Below are 26,240 nucleotides of genomic sequence, written 5' to 3' on the forward strand. Positions count from 1 at the left end.
GCAGGCCAACGGCTTGCCGATCGAACGCTGTCAGGCTCTGCGTGCCTGCTTTTTTCGAGGTGAAACCATGTCCCTCTCCACATTTGGCGAAACCCAGGATTTCCACGATTTCATCAGCGCGTATCGCCAGCAGTTTCCGGACGATGTGCTGACGATCAGCGACGCGCTGTCCGCCGACCAAGACGTGACTGCGCTGGTCGATGCGCTTGCTACCCAGGCCCGCGATCCGCTGCTGATCTGCGAAAAGGTCGGCGCACTCGGCGTGCCAGTCGCGACCAACCTGTTTGCCTCGCGGGTGCGCATTGCACGAATGTTCGGCGTCACGCCGGCCCAGCTACATGAAACCTTTCAAACCCGCGCCAACAACCCGATCCCGCCACGCTACGTCGAAACCGGCCCAGTGCTGGATGAAATATATGAAGGCGAAGCCGTGGACCTGGCGATGCTGCCCATGCTCAAACACTTCGACAGCGACCGTGGGCCCTATATCACCAACGCGGTGATCATTGCCGAAGACCCGGTCACCGGCATCGCCAATATGAGTTACCACCGCTCGATGCGCCATGCACGCCAGGCCTTGGCCACCAGCCTGCATTCGCGTGGGCACCTGTGGCGCATGCTGCAAACCGCCCGTGAGCGCGGCGAAGAGTTGCGGGTGGCGATGGTTATCGGTGCCCACCCGTTGTTTATGCTCGCCGCCGCTGCACGCTTACCGTTCGGCAGTGATGAACGCGCCGTGGCCGGTGGCCTGTTCGGCGCGCCGCTGGAGCTGGTGAAAACCCCGCGCTATGGCATCGGTGTGCCGGCCTATGCCGAGTTCGTACTGGAAGGTGCCATCGACCCAACGGCCTACGCCGAAGAAGGCCCGTTCGGTGAGTTCAGCGGCTATTCCTCAGACCGCTCGACCAACAACGTACTGCGCATCGACACCCTGATGCGACGCAAGGATGCCTGGCTGGTGGACGTAGTCGGCGGGCGTTACGCCGAACACCTGACCCTGGCGCGGCTACCACGTGAAGCTGAAATGAGCGAGAAGCTCAAGGCACGCTTCCCCTCGGTCACGGCCGTGCACTACCCCAATTCCGGTACGCACTTTCATTGCTACGTGGCGCTGGATCAAAGCCGCGACGGTGAAGCCCGGCAGATCATGCTAGCGCTTCTTGGCTGGGACCCTTACCTGAAAACCGTGATCGCAGTGGACTGCGACATCAATATCAGCGACGACAGCCAGGTGCTGTGGGCCTTGGCCACCCACTTTCAGCCGCATCAGGACATCTTCGTCATCGATGGGTTGCCGGGTAGCCCGCTGGACCCATCGTCCTCGGTCAACGGCACCACCTCGCGCATGGGCTTGGACGCCACTCGCGGCTCAAATTTCGATGGAATTCGCGCACAGCTGGATGAAACCGTGCTGGAGCGTGCCCGCGACCTGCTCAAAGGCTATCGGTCATGAGTCCGCAGCGCCTGGTGGTAGGCATCAGTGGCGCGTCGGGATTTATCTACGGCGTGCGCCTGCTGGAATTGCTCGCCGAACTGAATGTGCAAACCCACCTAGTGATCAGCCGTGCCGCGCTGCTGACCATGGCCCATGAAACCGACTACAAACTGGCCGATGTCACGGCGCTGGCCAGCCACTACCACCGTGCTGACGACGTGGCGGCCGGGATTGCCAGCGGCTCGTTCCGCTGCCTGGGCATGGTGGTCGCCCCGTGTTCGATGCGCACCCTGGCGGAAATCGCCACCGGCACGTCATCAGGGCTGATTGGGCGCGCCGCCGACGTCACCCTCAAGGAGCGCCGCACCCTGGTGCTGATGGCCCGGGAAACGCCGCTGACCCTGGCCCACCTGCGCAACATGACTGCCGTCACCGAGATGGGCGGAATTATCGCGCCCCCCGTGCCGGCCTTCTATGCCCGCCCGGACAACCTGTCACAGATGATTGATCACAGTCTCGGCCGGGTGCTGGACCTGTTTGGTCTGGATGCCGGCACGGCGCTGCGCTGGGGCGAACCTGCCGCGGTCAACAGCGCTCACACCCATTCGTTTGTTACCCCCAAGGAGCTTGTATGAACACCTTCAACGCCCCCACACCTAACCGGAAAATCCCGGTGACTATCCTCACCGGTTTTCTCGGCGCGGGTAAAACCACCCTGCTCAACTACATCCTCAAGGAAAACCACGGACGCAAAATTGCCGTAATCGAAAACGAGTTCGGCGAAGTCGGCATCGACGGTGACCTGGTGCTCAGCTCTGAAACCGAAGAAATCTACGAGATGGTCAACGGCTGCGTATGCTGCACCGCCGAGGTCCGCGAAGACCTGGTGCGCATCGTCCGCGAGTTGGTGGCGCGGCCGGTACGGCTGGATCACATTCTGATCGAAACCAGCGGGCTGGCCGATCCGTACCCGGTGGCACAGAGCTTCTTTATCAACGACCCGATTGCCGATGAAGTGGAACTGGATGCGATCGTCACCATGGTCGACGCCAAACACGTCGCCCAGCATCTGGAAGACCTGCAACTGGACGGCGTCGACAATCAGGCGGTGGATCAGATCGTCTGCGCCGACCGCATCGTCATCAACAAAGTCGATCTGGTCAGCGCCGACGAGGTGGCGTCATTGAGCGCGAAAATCCGCGGCCTGAATGCCACCGCCGATCTGGTGACATCCAGTTACGCCCAGATCGACCTGTCGAAGATTCTCGGCGTAGGCGCCTTCGAAGCGACCCAGAAACTCATGGAGATCGGTGCTGAACACAACCACCATGCCGATGAGCATCACCACGAGCATGAACACGACGAGTTGGTTCATGAGCATGACCCGAGCGTTTCGTCGGTGGGCATTGCCGTGCAGGCCGATATCGATCTGGTGGCCTTCCACCAATGGATCAGCGAATTGCGCCGTGATCAGTCGGAAAACCTGTTCCGCATGAAGGGCGTCCTCGCGGTTAAGAGCGAAGAACAACGCTACGTGCTGCAGGGCGTGCACAGCCTGGTGGAGTTTCGCGCCGCACAGCCCTGGGGTAATGAGCCACGTTCAAGCAAGATCGTGTTTATCGGCCGCGACCTCGATCGGGCCGCACTCAACCAACGCTTCCAGGCCTGCCTAGCCAGTTGAAATGACATGAGAGCCTTTTGAGTCAGGAGTAGTGCTACCGGTAAGGTGATGCCCTCGTCACGAGCGGGATGGCAGAAGGCCTAGGGGGTGCATGGGACAGTTGTCAGCGGCTCTTAGCAGACTGAGTGGGTAAAACTCTCTAACGCATAAAAACAAGATACCGAGGAGAAACACCATGACTTCAGCTACGCATCCGGTAGATCAAATACTACCGATCCGACAGATGCTCACCCTCGGCCTGCAGCACATGGCCGTCTGCTATATAGGTGCCATCGCGGTGCCGCTGATCATCGCTTCAGCCTTGAAGATGTCTCAGGCCGACACCGTGGTGCTGATCAGTACCACGCTGTTCTGTTCCGGCATTGCCACCCTGCTGCAAACCGTTGGCTTCTGGAAGTTTGGCGTGCGCCTGCCCATCCTTCAGGGGGTGGCGTTCAGCAGCGTCGGGCCGGTGATTGCCATTGCCAGCACCCCGGGGGTCGGCTTTGCCGGAGTCTGTGGTGCAGTCATCGCCGCCGGGGTCTTCACCATGCTGGCCGCGCCCTTTGTTGGGCGGATGCGCCGCTTTTTCCCGCCGGTGGTGACCGGATGCATCGTCACCGTAATTGGCCTGCAGTTGTTTCCAGTGGCCTATGAGTGGATTGGTGGTGGGCGCGAGGCTGCCAACTTCGGCGCCCCGGCGTTTCTCTCTGTGGCTGCAGCGGTGGTGGTGACCATTCTGCTGGTCAACCGGTTCGGCAGCCCTATGCTGCGCAACCTGGCCGTGTTGATCGGCATGCTGGTTGGCGCACTCCTGGGTTTCATGCTCGGCATGGGTGATTTCAGCAGCGTGCAGGATGCTCCCTGGGCCACAGTCCCCTACCCGTTCTACTTCGGGGTACCGACCTTCGCCCTGATTCCGATTGCCACCATGATGGTGGTGATGACCGTGCAGATGGTTGAGTCCATGGGGCTGTTCCTTGCCATCGGCGACATCGTCAGCAAACCGATCAAGGAAAAGGATGTGATCAACGGCCTGCGCGCCAATGGCCTAGCCAGCACCATCGCCGGTTGCTTCGCCGCTTTCCCTTTTATCGCGTTTATGGAAAACGTCGGCCTGGTGATCCTCACCGGTATACGCAGTCGCTGGGTGGTAGCGGTCAGTGGTGTGCTGATGTGCCTACTGGCACTGACCCCGAAAGCTGGTGCGATCATCGCCGCCACCCCCACTGCCGCGTTGGGTGGTGCAGCCATCGCCATGTTCGGCGTGGTGGCAGCCGCCGGTATCCAGACTCTGGCCAAGGTGGATTACGAACACAACCGCTACAACGTGCTGATTGTCGGCTTCACCATCTCGGCGGCTTTGGTACCGATCCTTACCCCAGCGCTGTTCACCCAGTTACCCGAGTGGACGCAGCCGTTCCTGCACAGCAGCGTCGTGATCGCATGCCTGGTGGCCGTGGTGCTCAACGCCCTGCTCAACGGCCTCAGTTCGCCCAATAAAGCCGCGCTGGAAAGCGCGCCACACAGCCTCTGAGTTTGGCGTTTGCCACGTAAAAGGAGACGACCATGAAACAACAACAGAACATGCTGGTGAAGAATCCACTGGCGGTGATGACCGGCTTGCGCGGTTCCCGTGCACGGGCCGGCCAGGTGGATATCCGCATCAGTGGCGGTCTTATCAGTGAAATGGGCCGTAATTTGGCGGCCCAGCCTGGGGAGCGAGTCATCGATGCCAGCAACTGTGTGGTGTACCCAGGGTTAATCAACACCCATCACCATCTGGCGCAAAACCTGCTGAAAGCGGTGCCTGCCGGCATCAACCAGGATCTGCAGGGCTGGTTGGCCAGCGTGCCTTATCCACGCCTGGAACGCTTTACCCCGGCACTGGTGCGGATTGCCGCCCGACTGGGGATGGCCGAGTTGCTGCTGTCCGGGGCGACCACCTGCGCTGACCACCATTATCTGTACCACGCCAACGGCACCACCGAGATGGGCGATCAGCTATTCGACGTCGCTGACGAATTCGGTATGCGCTTTGTCTTGTGCAGAGGCGGCGCGCTGGAGTCAGCCCACGCGCATCCGGGCTTCTCGAAAACCGCGTTACAGCCTGAATCTCTCGACCAGATGATCGGTGACATTGAGCGGCTGAAAGCGCGTTACCACCAGGACACCCCCGTTGCTATGCGCCGGGTGGTGGTGGCGCCGACCACGCCAACCTTTTCTCTGCCGCCGACTTTGCTCCGTGAACTGGCCAGTGCAGCCAGGGGCATGGGTCTGCGTCTACACACCCATCTCTCGGAAACGCAGAACTATGTGAATTTCTGCCGCGAGAAGTACAACTGCTTGCCGGTGGAATTTGTCGCCGAGCACGAATGGCTGGGGCCGGATGTCTGGTTTGCGCACATGGTGCACCTGCAACCTGGAGAAATTCGCATGCTGGCGCAAACCGGTACGGGTATCTCGCACTGCCCGGTGAGCAACAGCCGGCTCGGCAGCGGCATCGCCCCGGTGCCACAAATGGCCGAGGCCGGCGTGCCCATTTCTATCGGCGTGGATGGGGTCGCCTCGAACGAATCCGGCAGCATGATGGGCGAACTGCACACGGCCTGGCTGATTCACCGCGCCGCTCAAGGCGCGCAAGCGACAGTGGCAGAGGATGTCATCCACTGGGGTTCAGCCGGTGGCGCCGAGGTGCTCGGGCTCGGGGCGGTTGGTACGTTGGCAGTTGGCCAAGCCGCTGATCTGGTGATCTACGGCCTCGACCACCCGCGCTTCTTCGGCTTCCACGATATAGCGCTGGCGCCCGTAGTGGCTGGCGAGCCGGTAGCGGTGCGTTACAGCATCATCAATGGCTGTGTGGTCGTGGATAAGGGCGAAATTCCCGGATTAGACCTCGCCAAAATGCGCAGCGAGGCACATGACGGCGTGCAGCAGCTGCTGATCGAGTTGGACAACGCAAGCTAACCATAGCGTTAGTGTCCCACTGCCCGGCTGGCCGGGCAGTCACCTATAAATAGGCAAAAATAATAATGAAACGAATAGCACAGGGCATAACTGCGATTTTGGCATTGGTCAGCATGGGGCAGGCATCGGCCCTCGAGTGGATGAACAACAGCGTCGGCTTTCGTTACGGCCAGGAGTTCACCAACCCGAAAAACCCTGAATACATCGCCAAGCGGATCTACACCTTTACCCATGCCGACGGATACCGCTATGGCAGTAACTTCCTCAACATCGACGTGTTCCTCTCCGACAACAATGACCTGCGTAAAGGTACAGACCACGGCGGTAGTGAGGTCTATGCCGTCTATCGGCACCAGCTGTTTTCTTCTCGCCTCTTCGACCGGCCTCTGGGCTCCGGGCTGATCAAGGACTATGCACTGACCATGGGCTTCGATGCCAACCGCAATAACAACCGAGCCTCGTCGAACAAACGCTCGATCGTGTTCGGCCCTACCTTGAAGTTCAGCACCGTCGGGGTATTGGATTTCAGCGTGCTGTACTACCGCGAACACAATCAGACCGGTATTCCGGGTGCCCGCCATGAGGAGGTGACGTTCGACGGCACCTACAACCTTAACCTGACGTGGCTGCGGCCTTTTCAGGCCGGCAATCATGCGGCCAAGTTTCAAGGTGTACTCAGCCATACCGGCGAGAAAGGTCAGGATTACAACAACAACGACACCGCTGCCGAAACCTTGATGCGCACCTCACTGATGTTCGCAGCTCGGCCCGGTAAGAACATCAAACCCAATGTCTGGTTCGGTGTGGGTTACGAGTACTGGCACAACAAGTTCGGTGTCGATGGCGGGCAAGGCAGCCGCACATCAGCGCCTACGGTCAACATGGAAATCTCTTTTTGAATGCAGCGCCTTCAGCGTTAACGCAGGCTGAAGGCAGCTCACCGAAGTAGATGCTACGACATCTGATCAGTGGGCCAGATGGGTTCGAGTATTCGCAAATGACTGGGAGTTCGACTTTCGCTCGCAGGCACCGCGCATAAAGAAAATGCGCCACCACGCGCAGCATCGGCGGCGCAAATAAGAAATCTACGACCGGCACGGCTTGTTCAGCAACTGCCTCAACAGCTTTGACAAGACCCTGGGCGCATCAAAAATACCTGTCCCTGCTGGCCAGTCATCCCACGTGCTCGGCATACGTTCGCCAGTCGATTCGTGATGAACGGGGGGAACATACTGACCTTGCAGAAGATCCTGGGTCACACGTCACTGGCCATGACGATGCGCTATGCACACTTGGCACCGGATCATTTGCAGGATGCTTTGCGCTTTGGGCCTATTGCAGATTTTGAACAGTTCTTCAGAAAGTGGCCGAGCGCTTAGGGTTTTTGAGTGCGTTTGGCCCCTTCCTTGAACGCTTCTTTGAAGGCTTCTGCCATTAGGCCTGAACAGACCAAAATACCGGCACCTTTAGACAGGCATTCATAATTTTTCTGATCCTCGCCTGAGCTTGTAATGCAGTCCTGCATGGTTATCTGCTTATTGACGGCATCTAAGCTTTTTATGCCTTTGTCATACTCAGCCGCTGATGCCTTTCCGGACTGCTTCTTCTCTCTCGCAATGTCCTTCAGGTTATCGATATCGATAGCAGTCCAACGCATAGCACTGCTGCACATTTCTTTTTTCGATGACTTAGCTGAGGCAGTGGGTTTGCTTTCTGAAGACGCAGCCTCCGTCTCCGTAGCAGGTCGATCGTCACCAACATAGCCTTGGTTGATCTTTACCGGCTCGACTTTTTGCTGGGCTGGTGGGGGCTGGGTGCTGAAGTGTTTTTGGCCGTTCTCATCAACCCATTTGTAGATCTGAGCTTGAGCTGTCGTGGCAGCGCACAGAAGCAAGAGAGGAAGCAGCTTGCGACAGAACATTCGTAAGTCCTTTTATGATGAGTCGGCACAATCTAGAGGTTCGATATCCAGCGGCAAAGCATCCTACAGGTCGCTTGCCTATTCAATCTCAGGCAGAGACTTTGGCTTTTTCCCACTTTCGACACTTTTTCGACAGTGACCAAATGCCAGAAACAAAAAACCCCTGACTTCACTAGGAAAATCAGGGGTTTAGGTACTGCAATATGGCGGGAAGATAGGGATTTGAACCCTAGGTGCTATCGCTAACACAACGGATTTCGAATCCGTCCCGTTCGGCCACTCCGGCATCTTCCCGTGGCGGCGCGCATGATAACAGCTGAAGTGCGTTTGGCGAACCCCAGTTTTGAAATTTTTCACATACTTTCAGATGCTTGCGATCAAGACGATGAACAGCGGCAAAATCTAGCTGGTGGGAAGCTAAACAGTCGCCCACAAAAAAAGGGCGCCGTAGCGCCCCTCTGTGTCGCGCTTACGCGCGTAGTGCTGCGACTTAGACGGTCAGGCGCGTCAGGGCTTCGCGGTATTTGTCGGCGGTTTTCTGCGCGACGTCGGCGGGCACTGCTGGGGCGGGTGGTTCTTTGTTCCAGCCGGTGGATTCCAGCCAGTCACGCACAAACTGCTTGTCGAAGCTTGGCGGGTTTGTGCCTTCTGCATAGCTGTCCGCCGGCCAGAAGCGGCTGGAGTCTGGCGTTAGGGCTTCGTCCATCAGGGTCAGGGTGCCGTCTTCGTCCAGGCCGAATTCGAACTTGGTGTCGGCGATGATGATGCCGCGCGTGGCTGCGTACTCCACCGCTGCGCTGTACAGGGCAATTGAGGTATCACGCACTTTGGCGGCCAGCTCTGCGCCGATGATCGCTTCGCACTGCTCGAAACTGATGTTCTCGTCGTGGTCGCCCACGGCGGCCTTGGTCGAGGGGGTGAAGATCGGCTGCGGCAGTTTGGCCGCTTCTTTGAGGCCCGCTGGTAGTTGAATGCCGCAGACGGTGCCGCTCTTCTGGTATTCCTTCCAGCCTGAGCCAACGATATAGCCACGTACGATAGCTTCCACCGCGACCGGCTTAAGGCGCTTGGCGACCACTGCGCGGCCTTCGACGAGGTGTAACTCTGCCGCAGGAACGATGTTTTCGACCTTGTCGCCAGTGAAGTGGTTGGGCACCAGGTCCTTGAGCTTGTCGAACCAGAAGTTGGAGATGGCGGTGAGGATTTTGCCCTTTTCCGGGATCGGCTCGTTGAGGATCACGTCGAATGCCGAAAGGCGGTCGGTGGCGACCATCAGCATGCGTTTGTCGTCGATCTCGTATAGATCACGGACTTTGCCCGAATAGATTTTCTTCAGGCTCAGGGTGGTGGCTGTGCTCATGTCGGAATTTCCGCCTTTGGTAAACAAAACAGGCGAAACCCGCCGGGTTTCGCCTATTGGTATTGCCGGTGCAGCAGTTGCCTGCTGTCAGCCAAGGTTTTCCTGGATCAGGTCCAGCACCTTGCGCGCCACGTCGGCGGGGGCAATGGTGTTGAGGTCTTTTTCCACGGTGACCTGCACGCTGTCGCCAACGGCGGTCAGGCGCACCTGATAGCGCTCGGCGCGGGCGTCGATTTCTTCCTTGCTCGGCTCGCTGCCAAATACGCTACCGAAGAAACCAGGCTTATCGTCCGGCTTCTGCGCACGTTCGGCCAGGTTGATGTAGTACACGCCTAGGCTGCGGTTGATGTCGTCGATGCGCACATCAGCCATTTCCAGGGAGCGACCCACACCTGACCAGGCGCGATCGAAATCAGCACCGAGACTCAGCACCGGATTGCCGTTGCCGTCTTCGGACAGGCTGACGCGATTCGGCGCGTCATAATCACGAGCGGCCAGCAGGGAGACCGAACCGCCCTGCTCGGCGCTGCGCGCCAGCGTCACGAGCATTTCATCGAGCAGCGCGGCATCCAGGCTTGGGTTGCTGCTGCGGTTGGTGAAGGCGACATCGGCAGTGCTGCCAGCTGGACGCTCGGCGCTGACCACGAAGATTTCACTGGTATTGCGCTGCACGCCTGGCTCGATACGCACCCGCACGCGGGTTTCGGCATCAGGATTCACACCGGATACACGGCTGCTCAGACGACGCGCCATGGACTCGGACAGGGCATCAAACCGCTGCCAGGAGGTGCTGAATTCACCGGTTTGCGGACGCTCTTCTGCAATCTGAAAACCGTTGTCAGCAAAGAACTGACGCGCAACAGGCCAGACTTCAGCCGGTACGCGCTGCGCCACAACCCAGCGCGACTCGCCGCTCTTTTGCAGGCTGAACTCGCTGGCATCACCGGCCACAGCCAGAGCTTGCGGACGCGGTACGATAAATTCACCAGTGTCGGTGGTGGTGGCTACCTGCTGCGGCACGGGCAGCAGTGGGTCGATGCGCTTGGCGTCGACGTTTGGCGGGATTTCCATCGTGGCCGTCTGACGGGCTTCGAGGTAGTCGCTGCCACGGTCACGGAAATAGCCGTTTTCGCCATAGATCCAGCCGCAACCGCTGGTGCCAGCGATGATCAGGGCCAGGGCGGAGAGTCCGGTGAGTCGCTTCATGCGTAGTAATTCCTCAATTAAACCAATACGCCGGACTGGCGCAGGGCCTGACGCAGCGGTTCATGACAACGTGGGCTGAGCCAGGTCAGTGGCAGACGGATACCGTCTGGCATCAAACCCATTTCATGCAGAGCCCATTTCACCGGAATCGGGTTGGATTCGATAAACAGCGCCTTGTGCAGTGGCATCAAGCGGTCGTTGATCGCGCGGGCAATGGCGGCCTCACCGCGCATGGCTGCAGCGCACAGATCGCTCATCGCGCGCGGGGCGACGTTGGCGGTTACCGAGATATTGCCCTTGCCGCCCATCAGCATCAGCTCGACGGCGGTGGCGTCATCGCCGGAATAGACCAGGAAGTCCTTGCTTACGCGATCCAGCACTTCCTGGCCGCGCTGCAGGTCGCCAGTGGCTTCCTTGATACCGATGATGTTGTCGATTTTGGCCAAACGCTCGACTGTCTCCGGCAGCATGTCGCAGACCGTACGGCCTGGCACGTTGTAGAGGATCTGCGGGATGGCAACCGATTCGGCGATGTGGCGGAAGTGCAGATACAAACCTTCCTGAGTCGGCTTGTTGTAGTACGGGGTGACCAGCAGGCAGGCATCGGCGCCGACGTCTTTGGCAGCGCGGGTCAGCTCGACCGACTCACGGGTGGAGTTGCCACCGGTGCCGGCGATGACCGGAATGCGCCCGGCAACCTGATCAACGATGCGCTTGATCACTTCGATGTGTTCAGGCACCTCAAGGGTCGCCGACTCGCCGGTAGTGCCGACTGCGACGATGGCATTGGTGCCCTCCTGCAGGTGGAAATCCACCAGTTTGCTCAGGCTGTCCCAATCAAGACCACCTTGTGCATCCATGGGCGTAACCAGTGCCACCATACTGCCCGCAATCATGCAACCGCTCCTGCCGGAAAAAGAGAGCCGTAATGGTACTGGGGCCACCTGCCTTGCACAAGCGAAGTACCGAGGCTGTGATGCAACGCGTATACAATCTTTCTCGGACAAACGCGGCACATTCCTCACCGCCCAGCCCTGCCGGCATTCCCCTGAGCGGCGCTTTTCGCTACCCTTCCGGCTTTGATCGGCGCTGTGTACGCAGGCCGACCGCTTATCGTTTAGGAAGGCTGCATGTCCACCCCCCTAGTTCGCGAACAATTCCTGCTTATCAGCGCCCTTGGCCCCAACGCCATGGAGCTGACCAACGTACTCTGCCGCACCAGCCACGAGAACCGTTGCGCCGTGGTCAGCACCCGTCTGAGTCGGCATGGCGAGTACAGCGCACTGGTATTGCAGATTTCCGGCAGCTGGGATGCCCTGGCGCGCTTGGAGTCGAGCCTACCGGCGCTGGCGAAGAAGCACAGCTTCTCGGTCAATGTGATTCGCAGCGCCGCCTCGGAAAGCCGCCCGCAGGCGCTGCCTTATGTGGCGTATGTCAGCTCGGCCTACCGCCCAGACATCCTTAATGAGCTGTGCCAGTTCTTTCTCGACCATCACGTCGAGCTGGAAAACCTCACCTGCGATACCTATCAAGCTCCGCAGACCGGCGGCACCATGCTCAACGCCACGCTGACCGTGACCCTGCCGGCCGGCACGCAGATCAGCTGGTTGCGCGATCAGTTTCTCGACTTTGCCGATGCGTTGAACCTAGACGCACTCATTGAGCCTTGGCGTCCACAGAACCCATAGGAGCATTTTATGGCCGTAGCACTCGACACTCCTGTTGCAGACTTCCAGGCAGAGGCCACCAGCGGCCAGACCGTCCAACTGTCCGCACTCAAGGGCCAGCAAGTGGTGATCTACTTCTACCCGAAGGACAGCACCCCTGGCTGCACCACCGAGGGCCAGGGTTTTCGTGATCAATTCCCGGCGTTCCAGGCGGCCAATACGCTGATCTTCGGCGTATCGCGCGACAGCCTGAAATCCCACGAGAACTTCAAGTGCAAGCAGGAGTTCCCCTTCGAGCTGATTTCCGACAAGGATGAAGCGGTCTGCCAGCTGTTCGATGTGATCAAGCTGAAGAAGCTTTACGGCAAGGAATACCTGGGCGTCGACCGCAGTACCTTTCTGATCGATAAAGACGGTGTCCTGCGCCAGGAATGGCGCGGTGTGAAAGTACCAGGGCATGTCGATGCCGTTCTGGCCGCGGCCCAGGCACTGAATAAAGCCTGAATCGCGCGCGCAAAAAAGCCGGCCAATTGACCGGCTTTTTATTGCCTGCAGATTAATCGGCCGCTATCTACTCACTGCGCGGCCAGGCGTCGATCACCGCCTTGAACAATGTGGCCAGCGGGATGGCGAAGAACACACCCCAGAAGCCCCACATGCCGCCAAACAGCAGCACGGCGCAGATGATCGCCACAGGGTGCAGGTTGACCGCCTCGGAGAACAGCAGCGGCACCAGTACATTGCCGTCCAGCGCCTGAATGATCCCGTAGACCACCATCAAGTAGATGAACTGGTCACCAAAGCCCCACTGGAACAACCCGATGAGCGCCACCGGCACCGTTACCACCACCGCGCCGATATACGGCACCACCACCGACAAACCCACCAGCAAGGCCAGCAGCGCCGCATAGTTGAGCCCCAGGTAGGCAAACGCGATATAGGTGACCACGCCGCAGATGATGATTTCGATCACCTTGCCGCGAATGTAGTTGGCGATCTGCTTGTTCATCTCCTCCGCCACCTGAGTGATCAACGCACGCTCACGCGGCAGATAACCGCGAAACCACGCACTGATCAGCTCCCGATCCTTGAGGAAGAAGAACACCAGAATCGGCACCAGCACCAGGTAGATCATGATGGTCAGCAGCATCGGCAGACTGGACAGGGAGAACGACAGCGCCCACTGGCCGAACTTGCCGGCCTCGCCACGCATGCTGTCAATCAGCTGCACGATCTGCTCATCCGTAATCAGATTCGGGTAACGCTCGGGCAGCAGCAGGAACACCGATTGCCACTCCGTAGCCATGCGCGGCAGCTCATTGAACAAGGTGCTCAGCTGCTGCCAGAGCAGTGGCATCAACACCAGCAGAAACAGGCCCAGCATGCTCATAAACAGGGTGAACACCAGCCACACCGCGACCATCTGCGGCAAGCGCAGACGCTCAAAGGCATTCACCAGGCCCTGCATCAGAAACGCCAGCACCAAGCCCGTCAACACCGGGGCTAGCATGCCGCCCAGATTCAGGATCGCGGCAAAGCCGAGCACCAGCAGCACCGCAAGCACCACCGCCTGCTCATCGGAAAAATAGCGATGCAGCCAATCCTGAAACACCTTGAACATTGCGACTCCTTACCTGGGAAACACAGTGTCTCTAACGCCTCGCAAGCCGCGCTTAGCGCAGCAAACCCTAGGCCTTACGCAGCCAATAGCGGTAAACCCCATTATCGACCTCTTCACGCAACAAACTATGCCCGGCGAGGCTCGCGAAGGCACGGAAATCCCGCTGCGAGCCTGCATCAGTGGCCTCAACCTTGAGCACAGCGCCGCTGGCCAGGCGATTGAGCTCAAGCTTGGCCTTAAGCAAGGGTAGCGGGCAGTTGAGCCCGCAGGCGTCCAGTTGCGCGTCGAAGTCTTCGGCACGCCATTGCATATCAGTCATTGAGCTACTCCAGGAAGGCCGCAAGGATAACCAAGGCCGTACAACCCTGGCCAGCACAGCCGCTGGCCAGCTACAGTAGCGCCTTTGTTCGACACGAGCTTTGTGCATGAGCCTTCTGCGCCCTACCCTGTTGACGCTGGCCTGCCTGCTGGCAGCCCCCGCCATGGCCAGTGACTTGCCCTCCCTTGGCGATGCCAGTTCCGCCATCGTTTCCCCGCAGCAAGAACACCAGCTGGGCCGCGCCTGGCTAAGCCTGGTACGCGGCCAGGTCAGCCAGCTCGACGATCCGCAGCTCAAGGACTTCGTCGAAACCAGCGTGTACCGTCTGAGCGAAACCAGCCAGCTGCAGGATCGCCGTCTCGAGTTCGTTCTGCTCAACAGCCCGCAGATCAACGCCTTTGCCGCACCCGGCGGGATTGTCGGGGTCAACGGCGGACTGTTTCTGTATGCGCAAACCGAGGCCGAGTACGCCTCGGTCATGGCTCACGAACTGGCGCATTTGTCGCAACGCCACTTCGCCCGTGGCCTGGAAGCCCAGCAACGCATGCAGATTCCAGTCATGGCCGGCCTGCTCGCCGGTATCGTCGCGGCGGCGGCCGGCGCTGGCGACTTGGGCATCGCCGCCATCGCCTCAACCCAGGCAGCCGCCATGCAGGAGCAACGCCGCTTCTCTCGGCAGAACGAACAGGAAGCCGACCGAATCGGCCTGGTCAACCTGGAAAAAGCCGGCTTCGACCCACGCGCGATGCCCAGCATGTTCGAGCGCTTGATGCGCCAGTACCGCTATGACCGCAAGCCGCCGGAATTCCTCCTGACTCACCCGGTGTCGGAGTCGCGTATCGCCGACACCCGCAACCGTGCCGAGCAGTACACCGCCAAAGGCGTCACCGACAGCGTGCGCTATCAGCTGATGCGCGCCCGTGTGCAGCTGACCTACGAAGAAACCCCGGGGATGGCCGCCAAGCGTTTTCGCAATATGCTCGACGAAAACCCACAGATGGAAGCCGCTCGCTACGGCCTGGCGATTGCGCAGATCAAAAGCGGCCAGCACAAGCAGGCGCGCGAGTCCCTGCAGCCGCTGCTGGAAAATTCACCCAACGATGTCGCCTACAATCTCGCGCAAATTGAACTGGATATGGCGGCCAATCGCCTGAGCGATGCGCAAAGCCGAACTACCCGACTGCTGACCCTTTACCCGAACAACTACCCGGTCAACCAGGCACATATCGACCTACTGATGAAACAGGGCCACATTCAGGAAGCCGAACGCGCCCTCGACGACATGCTGAAAAGCCGCGGCAAGGACCCGGATGTGTGGTACCAAGTAGCAGAAGTACGCGGCCTGAGCGGCAACACCATCGGCCTGCATCAGGCACGCGGCGAGTTCTTTGCCCTGGTCGGTGACTACAACCAGGCCCTGGAACAACTCGACTTCGCCAAACGCCGCGCCAACAACAACTTCCAACTGGCCTCGCGCATCGACGCCAGGCAGCGCGAGCTGATCGAAGAACAGCGCATCATTGAACAGATGCTGCGCTAGTAAAGCCCGCGACAGAAAAGAAAAAGCCAGGCAAATGCCTGGCTTTTTTATGCAGCTCGCTTAGGCGTTGCCGCTCAGTTTGAGCCGCGCAGCCTGAGTGAAGTCGAGCATGCGCTTGAGCGGTTTGATCGCTTTGGGGATCAGGGCCGGGTCGACGAATATCTCGTTACTACCCTCGCGCAGGCACTCGAGGGTGCGCTGCAGGGTATTCATCGCCATCCACGGGCAATGCGCACAGCTGCGGCAAGCCGCGCCGTTACCGGCAGTTGGGGCGGCGACAAATTCCTTGTCCGGGCACAGCTGCTGCATCTTGTAGAAGATGCCGGCGTCGGTGGCGACGATAAAGGTCTTATTCGGCAGACGCTGCGCAGCAGCGATCAGCTGGCTGGTAGAGCCTACTGCATCGGCCAGATCGATCACTGCGGTCGGTGATTCGGGGTGAACCAGCACGGCTGCGTCTGGGTACAGCGCCTTCATGTCTTCCAGCTGCTTGGCCTTGAACTCCTCGTGGACGATACAGGCACCGTCCCACAGCAGCATGTCGGCGCCGGTCTTGTTCTGGATATAACGGCCTAGGTGCTGATCCGGCGCCCAAAGGATGCTTTCTCCGTTATCCATCAGGTGCTCGATGATTTCCACCGCACAACTGGAAGTCACCACCCAATCGGCGCGCGCCTTCACCGCCGCCGAGGTGTTGGCATACACCACCACAGTGCGCTGCGGATGCTGATCGCAGAACGCTGAGAACTCTTCCACCGGGCAACCCAGATCAAGCGAGCAGGTCGCCTCAAGCGTCGGCATCAGCACGCGCTTTTCCGGATTGAGGATTTTCGCCGTTTCGCCCATAAATTTAACGCCGGCCACCAGCACGGTCTGCGCCGGGTGCTGATTGCCGAAGCGCGCCATTTCCAGCGAGTCGGAAACGCAGCCGCCGGTTTCCTCGGCCAGCGCTTGCAGCACGGGGTCACAGTAATAATGCGCGACCAGCACGGCGTTCTGCTTTTTCAGCTCGGCAGCAATTTCAGTACGGTAGAAAGCCTCTTGCTCGGGCGTCAGCGGCTTGGGCTGCTTGGCATCGAGGTGGACTTGCACGAGCAGGCGTTCGGAAATCTGGGTCATGTCATCAGGCTCTGAATATGCTTTCAGTGCAGCGAGTATACCCGCCTGGATAGCGCTGCAGCAGGCAGGTTGCAACCACGCGCCGGTGGTAAAAGTGACAGATACAAAAAAGCCCGAAAATTCCTTAATCAGAACTTTCAGGCTTCTTGACCTTCCGAGGAAGGAAATATGGTGGGTCGTGTGGGATTCGAACCTACGACCAATTGGTTAAAAGCCAACTGCTCTACCAACTGAGCTAACGACCCGATGCGAGGCGCATGATACTGATTTAATTCAGAAATTCAACACTTCGCGAAAACTTTTTAGAAATAACGAGTGGGATCTACCAGTCCGGCGGTAGCAAAACCCGCGGCACGCAGACGGCAGCTGTCGCATTTTCCGCAGGCGCGACCCTGATCATCAGCCTGGTAACAGGAGACAGTCAGCGCGTAATCAACACCCTGCTGAACGCCTGCCTGGACGATCTCGGCCTTGCTCATGGCCTGCAGTGGAGCCTGAATGCGGAAGCCCTGCCCTTCTACACCGGCCTTGGTGGCCAGATTGGCCATGCGCTCAAAGGCCTCAATAAACTCCGGACGGCAATCCGGGTAACCGGAATAATCCACCGCATTGACCCCGATAAAAATGTCGCGAGCGCCCAGCACCTCAGCCCAGCCCAGCGCGAGGGACAGGAACACCGTGTTGCGGGCTGGCACGTAGGTCACCGGAATGCCTTCGCTCGGGCTTTCCGGCACCTCAATGCTCGCGTCAGTCAGCGCCGAGCCACCCATGCCATTGAGATTAAGGCCGATCACCTTGTGCTCGACCACACCTAGCTGCCGCGCCACCTGCTCGGCCGCCTGCAACTCAGAGCGGTGACGCTGGCCGTAATCGAAACTCATGGTGTAGCAGCTGTAGCCATCGGCTTTGGCCAACGCCACCACGGTGGCCGAATCCAGGCCGCCTGACAGCAGGATTACCGCTTTCTTATCGCTCATATCAATGTCCTGGCTCATCATTCCAGAGAATCTTGTGCAGCTGCATCTGCAGGCGAACTGGCAGGTTGTCGGCGATGATCCACTCGGCCAGCGAGCGCGCATCCAGCTCATGGTGACTCGGCGACATCAGCACCTCGCCCACACGCTCAGCCAAGCGGTACTGGATCAGCTTGCTCACCGCCCAGTCGTAATCCTCACGCGAGCAGATAACGAACTTGACCTGATCATTTGGCGTCAGCAGATCGATATTCTCGTAGCGATTGCGCGCCACTTCGGCTGAACCTGGGGTCTTTAGGTCGAGGACCTTGCTCACCCGCGGGTCGACCGCCGATACATCCAACGCGCCGCTGGTTTCCAGCGACACTTCATAGCCGGCATCACACAGACGCTTGAGCAGAGGAATGCAATTGGGCTGCGCCAACGGCTCACCACCAGTCACGCAGATATAGCGTGGTCTGTAGCCGGCAACCTGCTCGAAAATGGCGTCCAGCGACATGATCTCCCCACCACTGAAGGCATAGGCGGTGTCGCAGTATTGGCAACGCAGAGGACAGCCGGTCAGGCGAACGAACACAGTCGGCAAGCCGGCGGTGCGCGTCTCGCCCTGCAGCGAGTAGAAAATCTCGGTAATGCGCAGGGTATTTTGCATATCAGCCACGGGCGTGACAGCTAAACAGGCTGTCCGCCTCCGTTGCGGGAAAAGGGGCGCGGATTGTATACGAAATAGATTCCGGGTGAAATTCTTAACACCGCGCAGCGACGACCCGACGGGCAACCACTAGTGATCACTGGACATAAAAAACCCGCGCAAAGCGCGGGTTTCTTGATTCGAAGTTCAGCCTTTACGGCAAACGCTGCAAATCACGCTGCGCCAGCTGAGCCGCCGAACTACCCGGATACTGGGCAATCACCTGCTGCAGAATACCTTTGGCCTTGTCACTGTTGCCCAAGCGCTGCTCGACGTCAGCAAGCTTGAACAGCGAGTCCGGCACCTTGGCGTGGCTCGGGTAAGTCTGACTGACCCGCGCAAATGCCTGGCCTGCGCCCTGCAGATCACCCTTGGCCAGGTTCACCTCGCCGAGCCAGTACTGCGCGTTGCCGGCGTACTGACTGTTCGGGTATTTGCGCAAAAACGCAGCAAAGGCCTGACTGGCTTTGTCGAAGTCCTTGGCTTTGATCAGGTCAAAGGCAGCTTCATAGAACAGCTTTTCCTTTGCCGGATCGGCCGGCTCATTGCTGGCTGGCGCTTGTGCCTGCCCCGCAGCTGGCGGGGTTGGCGTACCGTTGGCGTTGACTGCGCCAGCGGCTGAAGAGTCCTGGTTGGTCGCAGCACCTGCCGCACCACCACTTACACGCCGATCAAGATCCTGATAGCGCTCCAGGCTTTCTTGCTTCAGACGTTGAATTTCATTCTGTTGCTCTTCCAGCGTACCGCGCAGCTGCGCAATCTCTTCTTGCATCTGCTGCAACTGGTTGAACAGCATGCCCTGCGCCGTGACAGGGGGCGCAGCCCCTGTCGCGACGGAGGTGCCGGACGTACCGTAACCAGCAGGCGGGTAACTGCTGCCGTAACCGGCATTGTTATCCACCACGGGAACCTCAGCCCACGCCGCAAGCGGCAGGCTGAGCGCCAAAACGGTTAAAGCACGACGGCACGTACGCATATCGAATTACTTACGCAGTTCGACGCGACGGTTTTGAGCCCAGGAGGACTCGTCGTTGCCAGTGGCGATTGCACGCTCTTCACCGTAGGAAACCAGTTCCAGTTGAGCCGGGGAAACGCCCTGCAGTACCAGGTAACGCTGCACAGCTTTGGCGCGACGCTCGCCCAGAGCCATGTTGTATTCACGAGTACCGCGCTCGTCAGCGTGGCCTTCCAGAACTACGCGAGCGCCATTGCCTTGCAGGTCTTTGGCGTGCACGTCCAGAGCGCGCATGGCCTCTGGCTTCAGGTCGGAGCTGTCGTATTCGAAGTAGAAGGTGGTGATAGCACGCAGAGCAGCTTCTTCGCTCAGGCTGCCATCAACAGCGCCAGTGTTGGCACCGTAACCAGCGTTAGGATCGGTAGCGCCTTCGCCAGCAGCGTCGCCGCCTTTCGAGGAGCAACCAACTGCAACGGCCAGAGCCAGGCTCAGAGCAGCAAACTTACCAAATTTCAGCATTTCCATCATGTAACTCCTAATGAACCCCAGTGTGTTAAGCAGTATTTCAGACAGCAAAAAGGTGTAGCGCCGCATCAGTTCAGGTAAGGGGACCAAGAAGGCTCTCGAACTTCGCCTTGAGCGGTAGGAAGAGGGAGCCTCACGCGACCATTGGTGGACGCCAATACCAAGACTCCCCGACCCTGCTGGCGGGTGGCGTAGATTACCATGGTGCCGTTAGGCGCGACAGTAGGCGACTCATCCAGACTGGTATCTGAAAGTATCCGCAAATTGCCGCGCTGCAGGTCTTGCGCCGCCACTTTGAACACGGTGTAACCATCCTGGCGGTGAATCATCACCAGGGTTTTTTCATCAGCGGACAGCTTCGGGTTGGCGTTGTAGTTACCGATAAAGGTCACACGCTCTGCCGAGCCACCATTGATATTGGTTTTGTAGATCTGCGGTTTGCCGGAGCGATCCGAAGTGAAGTACAAAGTCTGACCGTCTTTACCCCAGAATGGTTCGGTATCAATCGATGGCTGAGTGGTCACACGGCGCAGCTGACGGCTACCCATGTCCATCACGTAGATTTCCGGGTTGCCATCACGCGACAGCACGAAGGCCAGGCGATTGCCATCCGGCGACCAGGCCGGCGCACCGTTCAGACCTTCAAAATTGGTGATCTGCTCGCGGCGACCAGTATCGATATGCTGCACGAAGATGCGCGGGCGCTTCTGCTCGAAAGAGACATAGGCGATACGCTTGCCATCCGGGGCAAACGATGGCGACAGAATCGGCTCACGCGATTGCAGCAAGGTCACCGCACGCGCGCCGTCATAGTCGGAACGCTGCAGGGTGTAACGGGTGTTGCTCACCGAGAAACGCTCAGCGGTGACGTACAGCATACGGGTGGAGAACGCACCCTTGACGCCGGTGAGCTTCTCGTACGACTGGTCGGCGATATGGTGCGCCATGTCACGCAGCTGATCGACACCACCACCGACACTGCCGGTCATGACTTGCTGCTGAGTGGTTACGTTGAACAGGGCAAACTGAATCTGCAGACGACCGGCGTTCGGCACAATGCTGCCGACCAGCACGTACTGCGCACCCAAAGCCTGCCAGTCGCGGTAGATCACTTCAGTCGCCTGAGTCGGCAGACTGATCATGTTCTGCCGAGGAATCGGCTCGAATACACCGGAGTTACGCAGGTCATTGCCGATGATTTCAGCCATATCCTCGGGCAACACGTTGCCGCCTTGCCAGCCAAAAGGCACCACAGCGATGGGTGTGGCACGGTCGGTGCCACTGCTGATCACCAGCGGATCAGCGGCCTGAACGGTGCCGACCATCAGGGTCAGACCGAGCAGAACAATACGCATCAGGGTATTCACAGACCTAAATCCTCCGGTTTGAAGACAGCGCGACGCTGCCGGTAAAGGCGATCAAAAGTGGCGCGGTCCAGCTGTTGCATTTCAGCAATACGGCCGACGTTACGCACCGCTTGCACGGCCGAGTTATCAAATGGCGAGTCGCCACTGGAGCGCGTCACGCTGGCATTGGTAATGGTGCCATCAGGCAGCATTTCGATCAGTACTTCTACGCTCATGCCATTACGCGCAGATGGCGGGCGCCGCCACTGCTGGCTGACCAGCATAACAATCAGATCATCCAGGCTGCCGGCGACTTCATCGCCGACGGTATCGGCGATTGCCTGCTGGCGACCGACATCCTCGGACAGCAGCTCGGCCAGTGCGGCAGCCTTTTTGTCTTCTACAGCTTTACGCTGAGCCGCTTCTGCCGCCCTTTTCTTGGCGTCATCAGCTTTTTTCTTCTTCGCAGCTTCTGCAGCGGCTTTCTTCTTCGCCTCTTCTGCAGCTTTTTTCTTGGCATCTTCAGCGGCCTTTTTCTTAGCCGCTTCATCCGCCGCTTTCTTTTTGGCTACATCGGCGAGCTTCTTCTGCTCAGCCGTCTTCTTCTCGGCGTCGGCCTTTTTGGCAGCCTCCGCTTTCTGAGCCTCTTGAGCTTTCTTTTGTTCCGCTGCCTTGGCCGCTACTTTTTCCTGCTCAGCTTTTTTCTGTTCAAGCTGTTCGGTTTCGTACACCGGTGCAGTGGTCTTCTTAGTTTCGCCAGCGATTTTCTGATTGGTCTGGGTGGTGGCCTGACTCTGCGATTGCAGCTTGTACAAAGTCGCCTGCACCACCGGTTTGGCCGGCGGCAGGTCTGGGGCAAAGGCGAAGCTGACGAACAGCATGGCAAACATGATGACGTGCAGGCCCACTGCCCAGACAACGGGCCAGAACAGATTTTCCGAGGGCGAACGCTCGCGCTGGTAGTGCATCAGGGGGCCTCGGTAATCAGCCCGACGTTACCCACGTCAGCCTGCTGCAAACCACCCATGGCCGCCATGATGGTGCCGTAATCGACGGTTTTATCACCGCGCACAAACACCTGAACCTGCTTACCGGTTGCCCGGCTTTGGCTGATGATCGCAGTCACTGCGCGGGTCATTTCTTCCAGGGTCAGCGCCTGGTCCTGCACGGTATCGACATCAACCTCAGTGCCCATATTCCAGAAATAGGTCTTGTCGGCCTTGATCGAGATGGTCAGCACCTGAGCGTTATTGTCCTGTGGCAAGACCTCACTGCTGACTTGCGGCAGATCGACCTTGACCCCTTGATTGAGCATGGGCGCGGTCACCATAAAGATAACCAGCAGTACCAACATCACATCGATGTAAGGCACCACGTTCATCTCGGCGACGGGCTTGCGTCTGTTGCGAATTCTGGCCATGGCTTAAAACCTTTCGTAAAGAGTGCCTAAGGCTTAGTCGTCGCTGGTGTGGACTTTGCGGTGCAGAATCGCCTGGAACTCGTCAGCGAAGGTGTAGTAACGGCCAATCAACATTTCGCCGCGGGCGGCAAAGCGGTTGTAGGCGATTACCGCAGGAATCGCGGCAAACAGGCCTATGGCGGTGGCGATCAGCGCTTCGGCAATACCCGGAGCCACAGTGGCCAGAGTCGCTTGCTGCACCTGAGCCAGGCCACGGAAGGAGTTCATGATGCCCCACACGGTACCGAACAGGCCGATATACGGACTGGTCGAACCGACAGTGGCGAGGAACGGCAGGCTCTGCTCAAGCTTCTCTTCTTCACGCGAGATGGCAACACGCATGGCACGAGCCACGGCATCCATCACCGCATCCGGATCAACACCGGACTGCTGACGCAGACGCGAGAACTCTTTGAAGCCTGCGCGGAAGATCTGCTCCAGACCGGAATCTGGGTCCGGGTTGCTGCCCGCCTGGCGGTACAGCTTGGACAGGTCGATACCCGACCAGAAGCGTTCCTCGAAATTATCCAGGGCACGCTTGGCCGCACGCAGCAGCGCGGTGCGCTGAAAAATCATGACCCACGAAGTGACCGAAGCGGCCACCAACGTCAGCATTACCAGTTGCACCACCAGGCTGGCGTTGCTGATCAGACTCCACATCGACATGTGGTCAACGGCGTTGGCTTCCACGCTTACTCTCCTGCTCTAGATGTACCCGCGCCGCCCTGCCCGGCAAAGGCCGTGTGCAGAGCTTGGGGAATGGCCCGGGGTTTCAAATTGTCGGCGCGCACACAGGCCACCATAAACTGCCCTTCACAAAGCAGCGCATCATCCGTTACCCGCCTGACCTGTTGACGAAAACGCAGGCTGGCACGGTTTAATTCAATTACTTCAGCGCTTACCAGCAACTCGTCGTCGAGCTTGGCTGGCGCGTGGTAGCGCGCTTCAGCCGAATGCACAACGAACAACAGGCCCTCCTCGGCCAACGTCGACTGGAGAAAACCCAGATCACGCAGGCACTCGGTGCGAGCCCGTTCCATAAATTTGAGGTAATTGACGTAGTAGACGATGCCGCCTGCATCGGTGTCTTCGAAATAAACCCGACAACGATGGGTGAACGGCGTAACTCCGTTTTGCGCGCGCATACTCTAGTGCCAGCTCCTGATCTTGCCAATCGTCTTCGACAAGTATTTTTTGTTAAGCATCATCGCCCCCGAACAAGTCAGCCGTGGGGAGTTCGCCCATGCGCTTGGGCACATTCAGGCCAAAGTGCAAATAGGCATGCCGGGTGACCACGCGCCCACGCGGGGTGCGCATGATATAGCCCTGCTGAATCAGATAGGGTTCCAGCACATCTTCGATGGTGTGGCGCTCTTCACTGATGGCAGCGGCCAGGTTATCGATACCCACCGGGCCACCGTCGAACTTCTCGATCATGGTCAGCAGTAGACGTCGGTCTTGGTGGTCGAAGCCACGCTCATCAACATCCAGCAGGTTCAAAGCCAGATCGGCAATTTCACGGGTGATATCGCCCTGCGCGCGCACTTCGGCAAAGTCGCGCACACGGCGCAGCAAACGGTTGGCGATACGCGGCGTACCGCGGGCGCGACGGGCAATCTCGAAGGCGCCATGGGGCTCGATCGACAAGCCGAGAATCCCCGCAGAGCGCATGACGATGGTCGCCAGGTCTTCGGTGTTGTAGAACTCCAGACGCTGCACAATGCCAAAACGGTCGCGCAGTGGATTGGTCAGCATGCCAGCCCGAGTGGTGGCACCGACCAGGGTAAACGGCGGCAGATCGAGCTTGATCGAGCGCGCGGCCGGGCCTTCGCCGATCATGATGTCGAGCTGAAAATCTTCCATGGCCGGGTACAGCACTTCTTCGACAATCGGCGAAAGGCGATGAATCTCATCGATAAACAACACATCGCCCGGCTCAAGATTGGTCAGCAAAGCCGCCAGATCACCCGGCCGCTCCAACACAGGGCCCGAGGTGCTCTTGATCGAAACATTCATTTCCTGGGCGATGATATTGGCCAGGGTGGTCTTGCCCAGACCGGGCGGGCCGAAGATCAGGGTGTGATCGAGCGCCTCGCTGCGCCCACGGGCCGCCTGGATAAACAGCTCCATCTGTTCGCGCACGCTCGGCTGGCCGATGTATTCGGCCAATTTCAGTGGGCGAATGGCACGGTCAACCTGCTCATCACGGTCACGCGGGGCTGCGGTAATCAGGCGATCAGCTTCTAGCACTAGACCATTCCCTTCAGGGCTCGACGAATCATATCTTCACTGCTCAAACCGTCTTCCTTAATAGCTGAGACGGCGCGACTGGCTTCCTGGGGTTTGTAGCCGAGCGAAATAAGTGCACTGACCGCATCATTCTCCGCGCTTGAGACTGCACTGCCGCCGCGAGGTTCCACCACCAGGTGCGACATGCCGGGCACGGTTTCCCAGGCCTTGAAGCGATCCTTCAGCTCAACCAACAGACGTTCTGCGGTTTTCTTGCCGACCCCCGGAATCTTAACCAGCACCGAGGTGTCTTGTGCCTGCACACAACGCACCAACTCATCGACTTCAAGGCCGGACATCAAGGCCAGAGCCAGTTTCGGGCCGACACCATTGAGGCGAATCAGCTCACGAAACAGCTCGCGCTCGCGCTTTTCGAAAAAACCATAGAGCAGATGCGCATCCTCACGCACCACCAGATGAGTGTGCAGGGTCAACGGCTCACCCACCGAGGGCAAACGGTACAGGGTGGTCATAGGCACTTCCAGCTCATAACCCAAACCATTTATGTCCACTATCACATGGGGCGGCTGCTTTTCAGCCAGGGTGCCGCGCAAACGTCCGATCACCGCTGCTTTCCTTAAAAGTTACGTTACAAACGAAGACGACCCGCGCGCCGCTTGGCCCCGGCCAAGCCATGGGGAATCAGGCTTTGTCGGTGGTGGGCATGGCACAGAGCAATGGCCAGGGCGTCGGAAGCATCGATCTGCGGCTTCTGCACCAGTTTGAGCAGGTGCATGACCATCACCTGCACCTGCTCCTTATCCGCCCCGCCTGTACCGGCAATCGCCTGTTTGACCTGGGTCGCGGTGTATTCGGCGATATCCAGCCCCGCCTCCATCCCCGCGACGATAGCCACACCGCGCGCCTGACCGAGCTTGAGCGCAGAATCCGGGTTGCGCGCCATAAACACCTGCTCGATGCCCATGGTAACCGGCCCGTAGGTTTCGATGACTTCACGCACGCCGCGAAACACCACCTGCAGACGCTCCGGCATCGAACCATTGCCCGTGCGAATGCAGCCGGAGGCGACATATTCGCAATTGCGCCCGGTATCACGCACCACACCGTAACCGGTGATGCGCGAACCGGGGTCGATGCCAAGGATCAAGGTCATGCCCTACCGCCCACTCAAGGCACCAGCCAACTCAGCCGGCACACTGTCTATTTATCCAGTTGGCGAGTATAG

General features: G+C 59.0%; 27 protein-coding genes, 2 tRNA genes and 2 pseudogenes. 10 read left to right on the plus strand and 21 right to left on the minus strand.

The features are described from left to right. Positions 1-67 precede the first annotated feature (67 nt). The 7 genes and pseudogenes from ACQ4LH_RS12425 to ACQ4LH_RS12455 all read left to right on the plus strand — a co-directional run. Positions 68-1,453 carry a UbiD family decarboxylase gene (locus ACQ4LH_RS12425; protein ID WP_430697449.1) on the plus strand — a complete coding sequence of 462 codons (1,386 nt, stop codon included), beginning with the start codon at positions 68-70 and terminating at the stop codon, positions 1,451-1,453. Then, the gene (locus ACQ4LH_RS12430) at positions 1,450-2,070 is read left to right on the plus strand and encodes a UbiX family flavin prenyltransferase (RefSeq protein ID WP_430697450.1); all 621 of its coding nucleotides are present in this window, start codon (positions 1,450-1,452) and stop codon (positions 2,068-2,070) included. Before ACQ4LH_RS12425 ends, ACQ4LH_RS12430 begins: the two co-directional genes overlap by 4 nt. Next, a complete protein-coding gene (locus ACQ4LH_RS12435; RefSeq protein ID WP_430697451.1) occupies positions 2,067-3,116 on the plus strand; it encodes a CobW family GTP-binding protein in 1,050 nt (349 codons plus the stop codon). Before ACQ4LH_RS12430 ends, ACQ4LH_RS12435 begins: the two co-directional genes overlap by 4 nt. A gap of 175 nt (positions 3,117-3,291) precedes the next feature. Continuing rightward, positions 3,292-4,632, plus strand: a complete 1,341-nt coding sequence (locus tag ACQ4LH_RS12440) for a nucleobase:cation symporter-2 family protein (RefSeq protein WP_430697452.1) — start codon at positions 3,292-3,294, stop codon at positions 4,630-4,632. A 32-nt stretch (positions 4,633-4,664) separates the two neighbouring features. Further along, complete coding sequence (locus tag ACQ4LH_RS12445; RefSeq protein ID WP_430697453.1) at positions 4,665-6,062, plus strand: amidohydrolase family protein; 1,398 nt, start codon at positions 4,665-4,667, stop codon at positions 6,060-6,062. A gap of 65 nt (positions 6,063-6,127) precedes the next feature. Next, a complete protein-coding gene (locus ACQ4LH_RS12450) occupies positions 6,128-6,961 on the plus strand; it encodes a nucleoside-binding protein (protein WP_430697454.1) in 834 nt (277 codons plus the stop codon). 187 nt (positions 6,962-7,148) lie between these two features. Continuing rightward, positions 7,149-7,441, plus strand: a pseudogene (locus ACQ4LH_RS12455) (tyrosine-type recombinase/integrase); the annotation flags it as partial. Here ACQ4LH_RS12455 and ACQ4LH_RS12460 read toward each other — a convergent pair. The 5 genes from ACQ4LH_RS12460 to dapA form a co-directional block, all read right to left on the minus strand. After that, on the minus strand, positions 7,438-7,983 hold the full coding sequence (locus ACQ4LH_RS12460) for a DUF4124 domain-containing protein (protein ID WP_430697455.1): 546 nt from the start codon (positions 7,981-7,983) through the stop codon (positions 7,438-7,440). The pseudogene ACQ4LH_RS12455 and the gene ACQ4LH_RS12460 sit on opposite strands and share 4 nt — an antisense overlap. 204 nt (positions 7,984-8,187) lie before the next feature. Further along, a tRNA-Ser gene (locus ACQ4LH_RS12465) sits at positions 8,188-8,277 on the minus strand. A gap of 196 nt (positions 8,278-8,473) precedes the next feature. Beyond that, positions 8,474-9,343 (minus strand): phosphoribosylaminoimidazolesuccinocarboxamide synthase, encoded by an 870-nt coding sequence (locus tag ACQ4LH_RS12470; protein ID WP_430697456.1) that lies wholly within the window; start codon positions 9,341-9,343, stop codon positions 8,474-8,476. Positions 9,344-9,430: 87 nt separating this feature from the next. Beyond that, positions 9,431-10,549, minus strand: coding sequence for an outer membrane protein assembly factor BamC (bamC, locus tag ACQ4LH_RS12475; protein WP_430697457.1), 1,119 nt, complete (start codon positions 10,547-10,549; stop codon positions 9,431-9,433). A 17-nt stretch (positions 10,550-10,566) separates the two neighbouring features. Next, on the minus strand, positions 10,567-11,445 hold the full coding sequence (gene dapA, locus ACQ4LH_RS12480; protein WP_275963535.1) for a 4-hydroxy-tetrahydrodipicolinate synthase: 879 nt from the start codon (positions 11,443-11,445) through the stop codon (positions 10,567-10,569). Positions 11,446-11,679: 234 nt separating this feature from the next. Between dapA and ACQ4LH_RS12485 the strand changes: the two genes are divergently transcribed. Then, the gene (locus ACQ4LH_RS12485) at positions 11,680-12,237 is read left to right on the plus strand and encodes a glycine cleavage system protein R (protein WP_275963534.1); all 558 of its coding nucleotides are present in this window, start codon (positions 11,680-11,682) and stop codon (positions 12,235-12,237) included. A 9-nt stretch (positions 12,238-12,246) separates the two neighbouring features. Beyond that, on the plus strand, positions 12,247-12,720 hold the full coding sequence (locus tag ACQ4LH_RS12490) for a peroxiredoxin (protein WP_430697458.1): 474 nt from the start codon (positions 12,247-12,249) through the stop codon (positions 12,718-12,720). Positions 12,721-12,787: 67 nt separating this feature from the next. On the opposite strand, the gene ACQ4LH_RS12495 is transcribed toward ACQ4LH_RS12490, so the two are convergent. Then, positions 12,788-13,837 (minus strand): AI-2E family transporter, encoded by a 1,050-nt coding sequence (locus ACQ4LH_RS12495; RefSeq protein WP_430697459.1) that lies wholly within the window; start codon positions 13,835-13,837, stop codon positions 12,788-12,790. 67 nt (positions 13,838-13,904) lie between these two features. Continuing rightward, positions 13,905-14,156 (minus strand): sulfurtransferase TusA family protein, encoded by a 252-nt coding sequence (locus ACQ4LH_RS12500; protein ID WP_090385318.1) that lies wholly within the window; start codon positions 14,154-14,156, stop codon positions 13,905-13,907. Positions 14,157-14,262: 106 nt separating this feature from the next. Here ACQ4LH_RS12500 and ACQ4LH_RS12505 point away from each other — a divergent pair, with 106 nt between their 5' ends. Next, complete coding sequence (locus ACQ4LH_RS12505; RefSeq protein WP_430697460.1) at positions 14,263-15,696, plus strand: M48 family metalloprotease; 1,434 nt, start codon at positions 14,263-14,265, stop codon at positions 15,694-15,696. A 60-nt stretch (positions 15,697-15,756) separates the two neighbouring features. Here the strand turns inward: ACQ4LH_RS12505 and nadA are convergent, their stop codons facing one another. The 14 genes and pseudogenes from nadA to ruvC form a co-directional block, all read right to left on the minus strand. Next, a complete protein-coding gene (nadA, locus tag ACQ4LH_RS12510; RefSeq protein WP_430697461.1) occupies positions 15,757-16,815 on the minus strand; it encodes a quinolinate synthase NadA in 1,059 nt (352 codons plus the stop codon). A 169-nt stretch (positions 16,816-16,984) separates the two neighbouring features. Beyond that, positions 16,985-17,060: transfer RNA gene (locus tag ACQ4LH_RS12515), tRNA-Lys, on the minus strand. A gap of 57 nt (positions 17,061-17,117) precedes the next feature. Then, positions 17,118-17,792: a 7-cyano-7-deazaguanine synthase QueC gene (queC, locus tag ACQ4LH_RS12520; protein WP_430697462.1), complete on the minus strand. Its 675-nt coding sequence runs from the start codon at positions 17,790-17,792 to the stop codon at positions 17,118-17,120. A gap of 1 nt (position 17,793) precedes the next feature. Continuing rightward, the gene (gene queE / locus ACQ4LH_RS12525; RefSeq protein WP_430697463.1) at positions 17,794-18,441 is read right to left on the minus strand and encodes a 7-carboxy-7-deazaguanine synthase QueE; all 648 of its coding nucleotides are present in this window, start codon (positions 18,439-18,441) and stop codon (positions 17,794-17,796) included. Between the two features lie 193 nt (positions 18,442-18,634). Further along, the gene (gene ybgF / locus ACQ4LH_RS12530; RefSeq protein WP_430697464.1) at positions 18,635-19,456 is read right to left on the minus strand and encodes a tol-pal system protein YbgF; all 822 of its coding nucleotides are present in this window, start codon (positions 19,454-19,456) and stop codon (positions 18,635-18,637) included. Between the two features lie 6 nt (positions 19,457-19,462). Next, positions 19,463-19,960 (minus strand): peptidoglycan-associated lipoprotein Pal, encoded by a 498-nt coding sequence (gene pal, locus ACQ4LH_RS12535; protein ID WP_090252626.1) that lies wholly within the window; start codon positions 19,958-19,960, stop codon positions 19,463-19,465. A 68-nt stretch (positions 19,961-20,028) separates the two neighbouring features. Next, positions 20,029-21,327 carry a Tol-Pal system beta propeller repeat protein TolB gene (tolB, locus tag ACQ4LH_RS12540; RefSeq protein WP_430697465.1) on the minus strand — a complete coding sequence of 433 codons (1,299 nt, stop codon included), beginning with the start codon at positions 21,325-21,327 and terminating at the stop codon, positions 20,029-20,031. Then, on the minus strand, positions 21,324-22,274 hold the full coding sequence (gene tolA, locus ACQ4LH_RS12545) for a cell envelope integrity protein TolA (protein WP_430697466.1): 951 nt from the start codon (positions 22,272-22,274) through the stop codon (positions 21,324-21,326). The genes tolB and tolA overlap by 4 nt, the downstream gene beginning before the upstream one ends. Next, positions 22,274-22,726, minus strand: a complete 453-nt coding sequence (tolR, locus tag ACQ4LH_RS12550; RefSeq protein WP_311091431.1) for a protein TolR — start codon at positions 22,724-22,726, stop codon at positions 22,274-22,276. The genes tolA and tolR overlap by 1 nt, the downstream gene beginning before the upstream one ends. Before the next feature lie 33 nt (positions 22,727-22,759). Beyond that, positions 22,760-23,455, minus strand: a complete 696-nt coding sequence (gene tolQ / locus ACQ4LH_RS12555; RefSeq protein WP_304870633.1) for a protein TolQ — start codon at positions 23,453-23,455, stop codon at positions 22,760-22,762. After that, a pseudogene (gene ybgC, locus ACQ4LH_RS12560) lies at positions 23,436-23,910 on the minus strand (tol-pal system-associated acyl-CoA thioesterase). The gene tolQ and the pseudogene ybgC overlap by 20 nt, the downstream one beginning before the upstream one ends. A gap of 52 nt (positions 23,911-23,962) precedes the next feature. Continuing rightward, entirely contained in the window at positions 23,963-25,015 is a 1,053-nt protein-coding gene (ruvB, locus tag ACQ4LH_RS12565) for a Holliday junction branch migration DNA helicase RuvB (protein ID WP_430697467.1), read from the minus strand. Then, positions 25,015-25,620, minus strand: coding sequence for a Holliday junction branch migration protein RuvA (gene ruvA, locus ACQ4LH_RS12570; RefSeq protein WP_305589321.1), 606 nt, complete (start codon positions 25,618-25,620; stop codon positions 25,015-25,017). Before ruvA ends, ruvB begins: the two co-directional genes overlap by 1 nt. A 23-nt stretch (positions 25,621-25,643) precedes the next feature. Next, positions 25,644-26,168, minus strand: coding sequence for a crossover junction endodeoxyribonuclease RuvC (gene ruvC, locus ACQ4LH_RS12575; RefSeq protein ID WP_430697468.1), 525 nt, complete (start codon positions 26,166-26,168; stop codon positions 25,644-25,646). Between the last annotated feature and the right edge of the window lie 72 nt (positions 26,169-26,240).

Source organism: Pseudomonas peli (assembly GCF_050563605.1).
Taxonomy (GTDB): Bacteria; Pseudomonadota; Gammaproteobacteria; order Pseudomonadales; family Pseudomonadaceae; genus Aquipseudomonas; species Aquipseudomonas peli_A.

What these genes read in the sequence shown, in the direction of transcription:
- ACQ4LH_RS12490 (WP_430697458.1), top strand. Translation starts at nt 12,247, where the DNA reads ATGGCCGTAGCACTCGACACTCCTGTTGCAGACTTCCAGGCAGAGGCC.
- ACQ4LH_RS12485 (WP_275963534.1), top strand. Translation starts at nt 11,680, where the DNA reads ATGTCCACCCCCCTAGTTCGCGAACAATTCCTGCTTATCAGCGCCCTT.
- ACQ4LH_RS12460 (WP_430697455.1), bottom strand. Translation starts at nt 7,983, where the DNA reads ATGTTCTGTCGCAAGCTGCTTCCTCTCTTGCTTCTGTGCGCTGCCACG.
- ACQ4LH_RS12470 (WP_430697456.1), bottom strand. Translation starts at nt 9,343, where the DNA reads ATGAGCACAGCCACCACCCTGAGCCTGAAGAAAATCTATTCGGGCAAA.
- ACQ4LH_RS12435 (WP_430697451.1), top strand. Translation starts at nt 2,067, where the DNA reads ATGAACACCTTCAACGCCCCCACACCTAACCGGAAAATCCCGGTGACT.
- ACQ4LH_RS12500 (WP_090385318.1), bottom strand. Translation starts at nt 14,156, where the DNA reads ATGACTGATATGCAATGGCGTGCCGAAGACTTCGACGCGCAACTGGAC.
- ACQ4LH_RS12505 (WP_430697460.1), top strand. Translation starts at nt 14,263, where the DNA reads ATGAGCCTTCTGCGCCCTACCCTGTTGACGCTGGCCTGCCTGCTGGCA.
- ACQ4LH_RS12445 (WP_430697453.1), top strand. Translation starts at nt 4,665, where the DNA reads ATGAAACAACAACAGAACATGCTGGTGAAGAATCCACTGGCGGTGATG.
- pal (WP_090252626.1), bottom strand. Translation starts at nt 19,960, where the DNA reads ATGGAAATGCTGAAATTTGGTAAGTTTGCTGCTCTGAGCCTGGCTCTG.
- ruvC (WP_430697468.1), bottom strand. Translation starts at nt 26,168, where the DNA reads ATGACCTTGATCCTTGGCATCGACCCCGGTTCGCGCATCACCGGTTAC.
- queC (WP_430697462.1), bottom strand. Translation starts at nt 17,792, where the DNA reads ATGAGCGATAAGAAAGCGGTAATCCTGCTGTCAGGCGGCCTGGATTCG.
- dapA (WP_275963535.1), bottom strand. Translation starts at nt 11,445, where the DNA reads ATGATTGCGGGCAGTATGGTGGCACTGGTTACGCCCATGGATGCACAA.
- ACQ4LH_RS12450 (WP_430697454.1), top strand. Translation starts at nt 6,128, where the DNA reads ATGAAACGAATAGCACAGGGCATAACTGCGATTTTGGCATTGGTCAGC.
- ACQ4LH_RS12430 (WP_430697450.1), top strand. Translation starts at nt 1,450, where the DNA reads ATGAGTCCGCAGCGCCTGGTGGTAGGCATCAGTGGCGCGTCGGGATTT.
- queE (WP_430697463.1), bottom strand. Translation starts at nt 18,441, where the DNA reads ATGCAAAATACCCTGCGCATTACCGAGATTTTCTACTCGCTGCAGGGC.
- tolA (WP_430697466.1), bottom strand. Translation starts at nt 22,274, where the DNA reads ATGCACTACCAGCGCGAGCGTTCGCCCTCGGAAAATCTGTTCTGGCCC.
- ACQ4LH_RS12440 (WP_430697452.1), top strand. Translation starts at nt 3,292, where the DNA reads ATGACTTCAGCTACGCATCCGGTAGATCAAATACTACCGATCCGACAG.
- ACQ4LH_RS12425 (WP_430697449.1), top strand. Translation starts at nt 68, where the DNA reads ATGTCCCTCTCCACATTTGGCGAAACCCAGGATTTCCACGATTTCATC.
- ybgF (WP_430697464.1), bottom strand. Translation starts at nt 19,456, where the DNA reads ATGCGTACGTGCCGTCGTGCTTTAACCGTTTTGGCGCTCAGCCTGCCG.
- ACQ4LH_RS12495 (WP_430697459.1), bottom strand. Translation starts at nt 13,837, where the DNA reads ATGTTCAAGGTGTTTCAGGATTGGCTGCATCGCTATTTTTCCGATGAG.
- bamC (WP_430697457.1), bottom strand. Translation starts at nt 10,549, where the DNA reads ATGAAGCGACTCACCGGACTCTCCGCCCTGGCCCTGATCATCGCTGGC.
- nadA (WP_430697461.1), bottom strand. Translation starts at nt 16,815, where the DNA reads ATGACCCAGATTTCCGAACGCCTGCTCGTGCAAGTCCACCTCGATGCC.
- tolR (WP_311091431.1), bottom strand. Translation starts at nt 22,726, where the DNA reads ATGGCCAGAATTCGCAACAGACGCAAGCCCGTCGCCGAGATGAACGTG.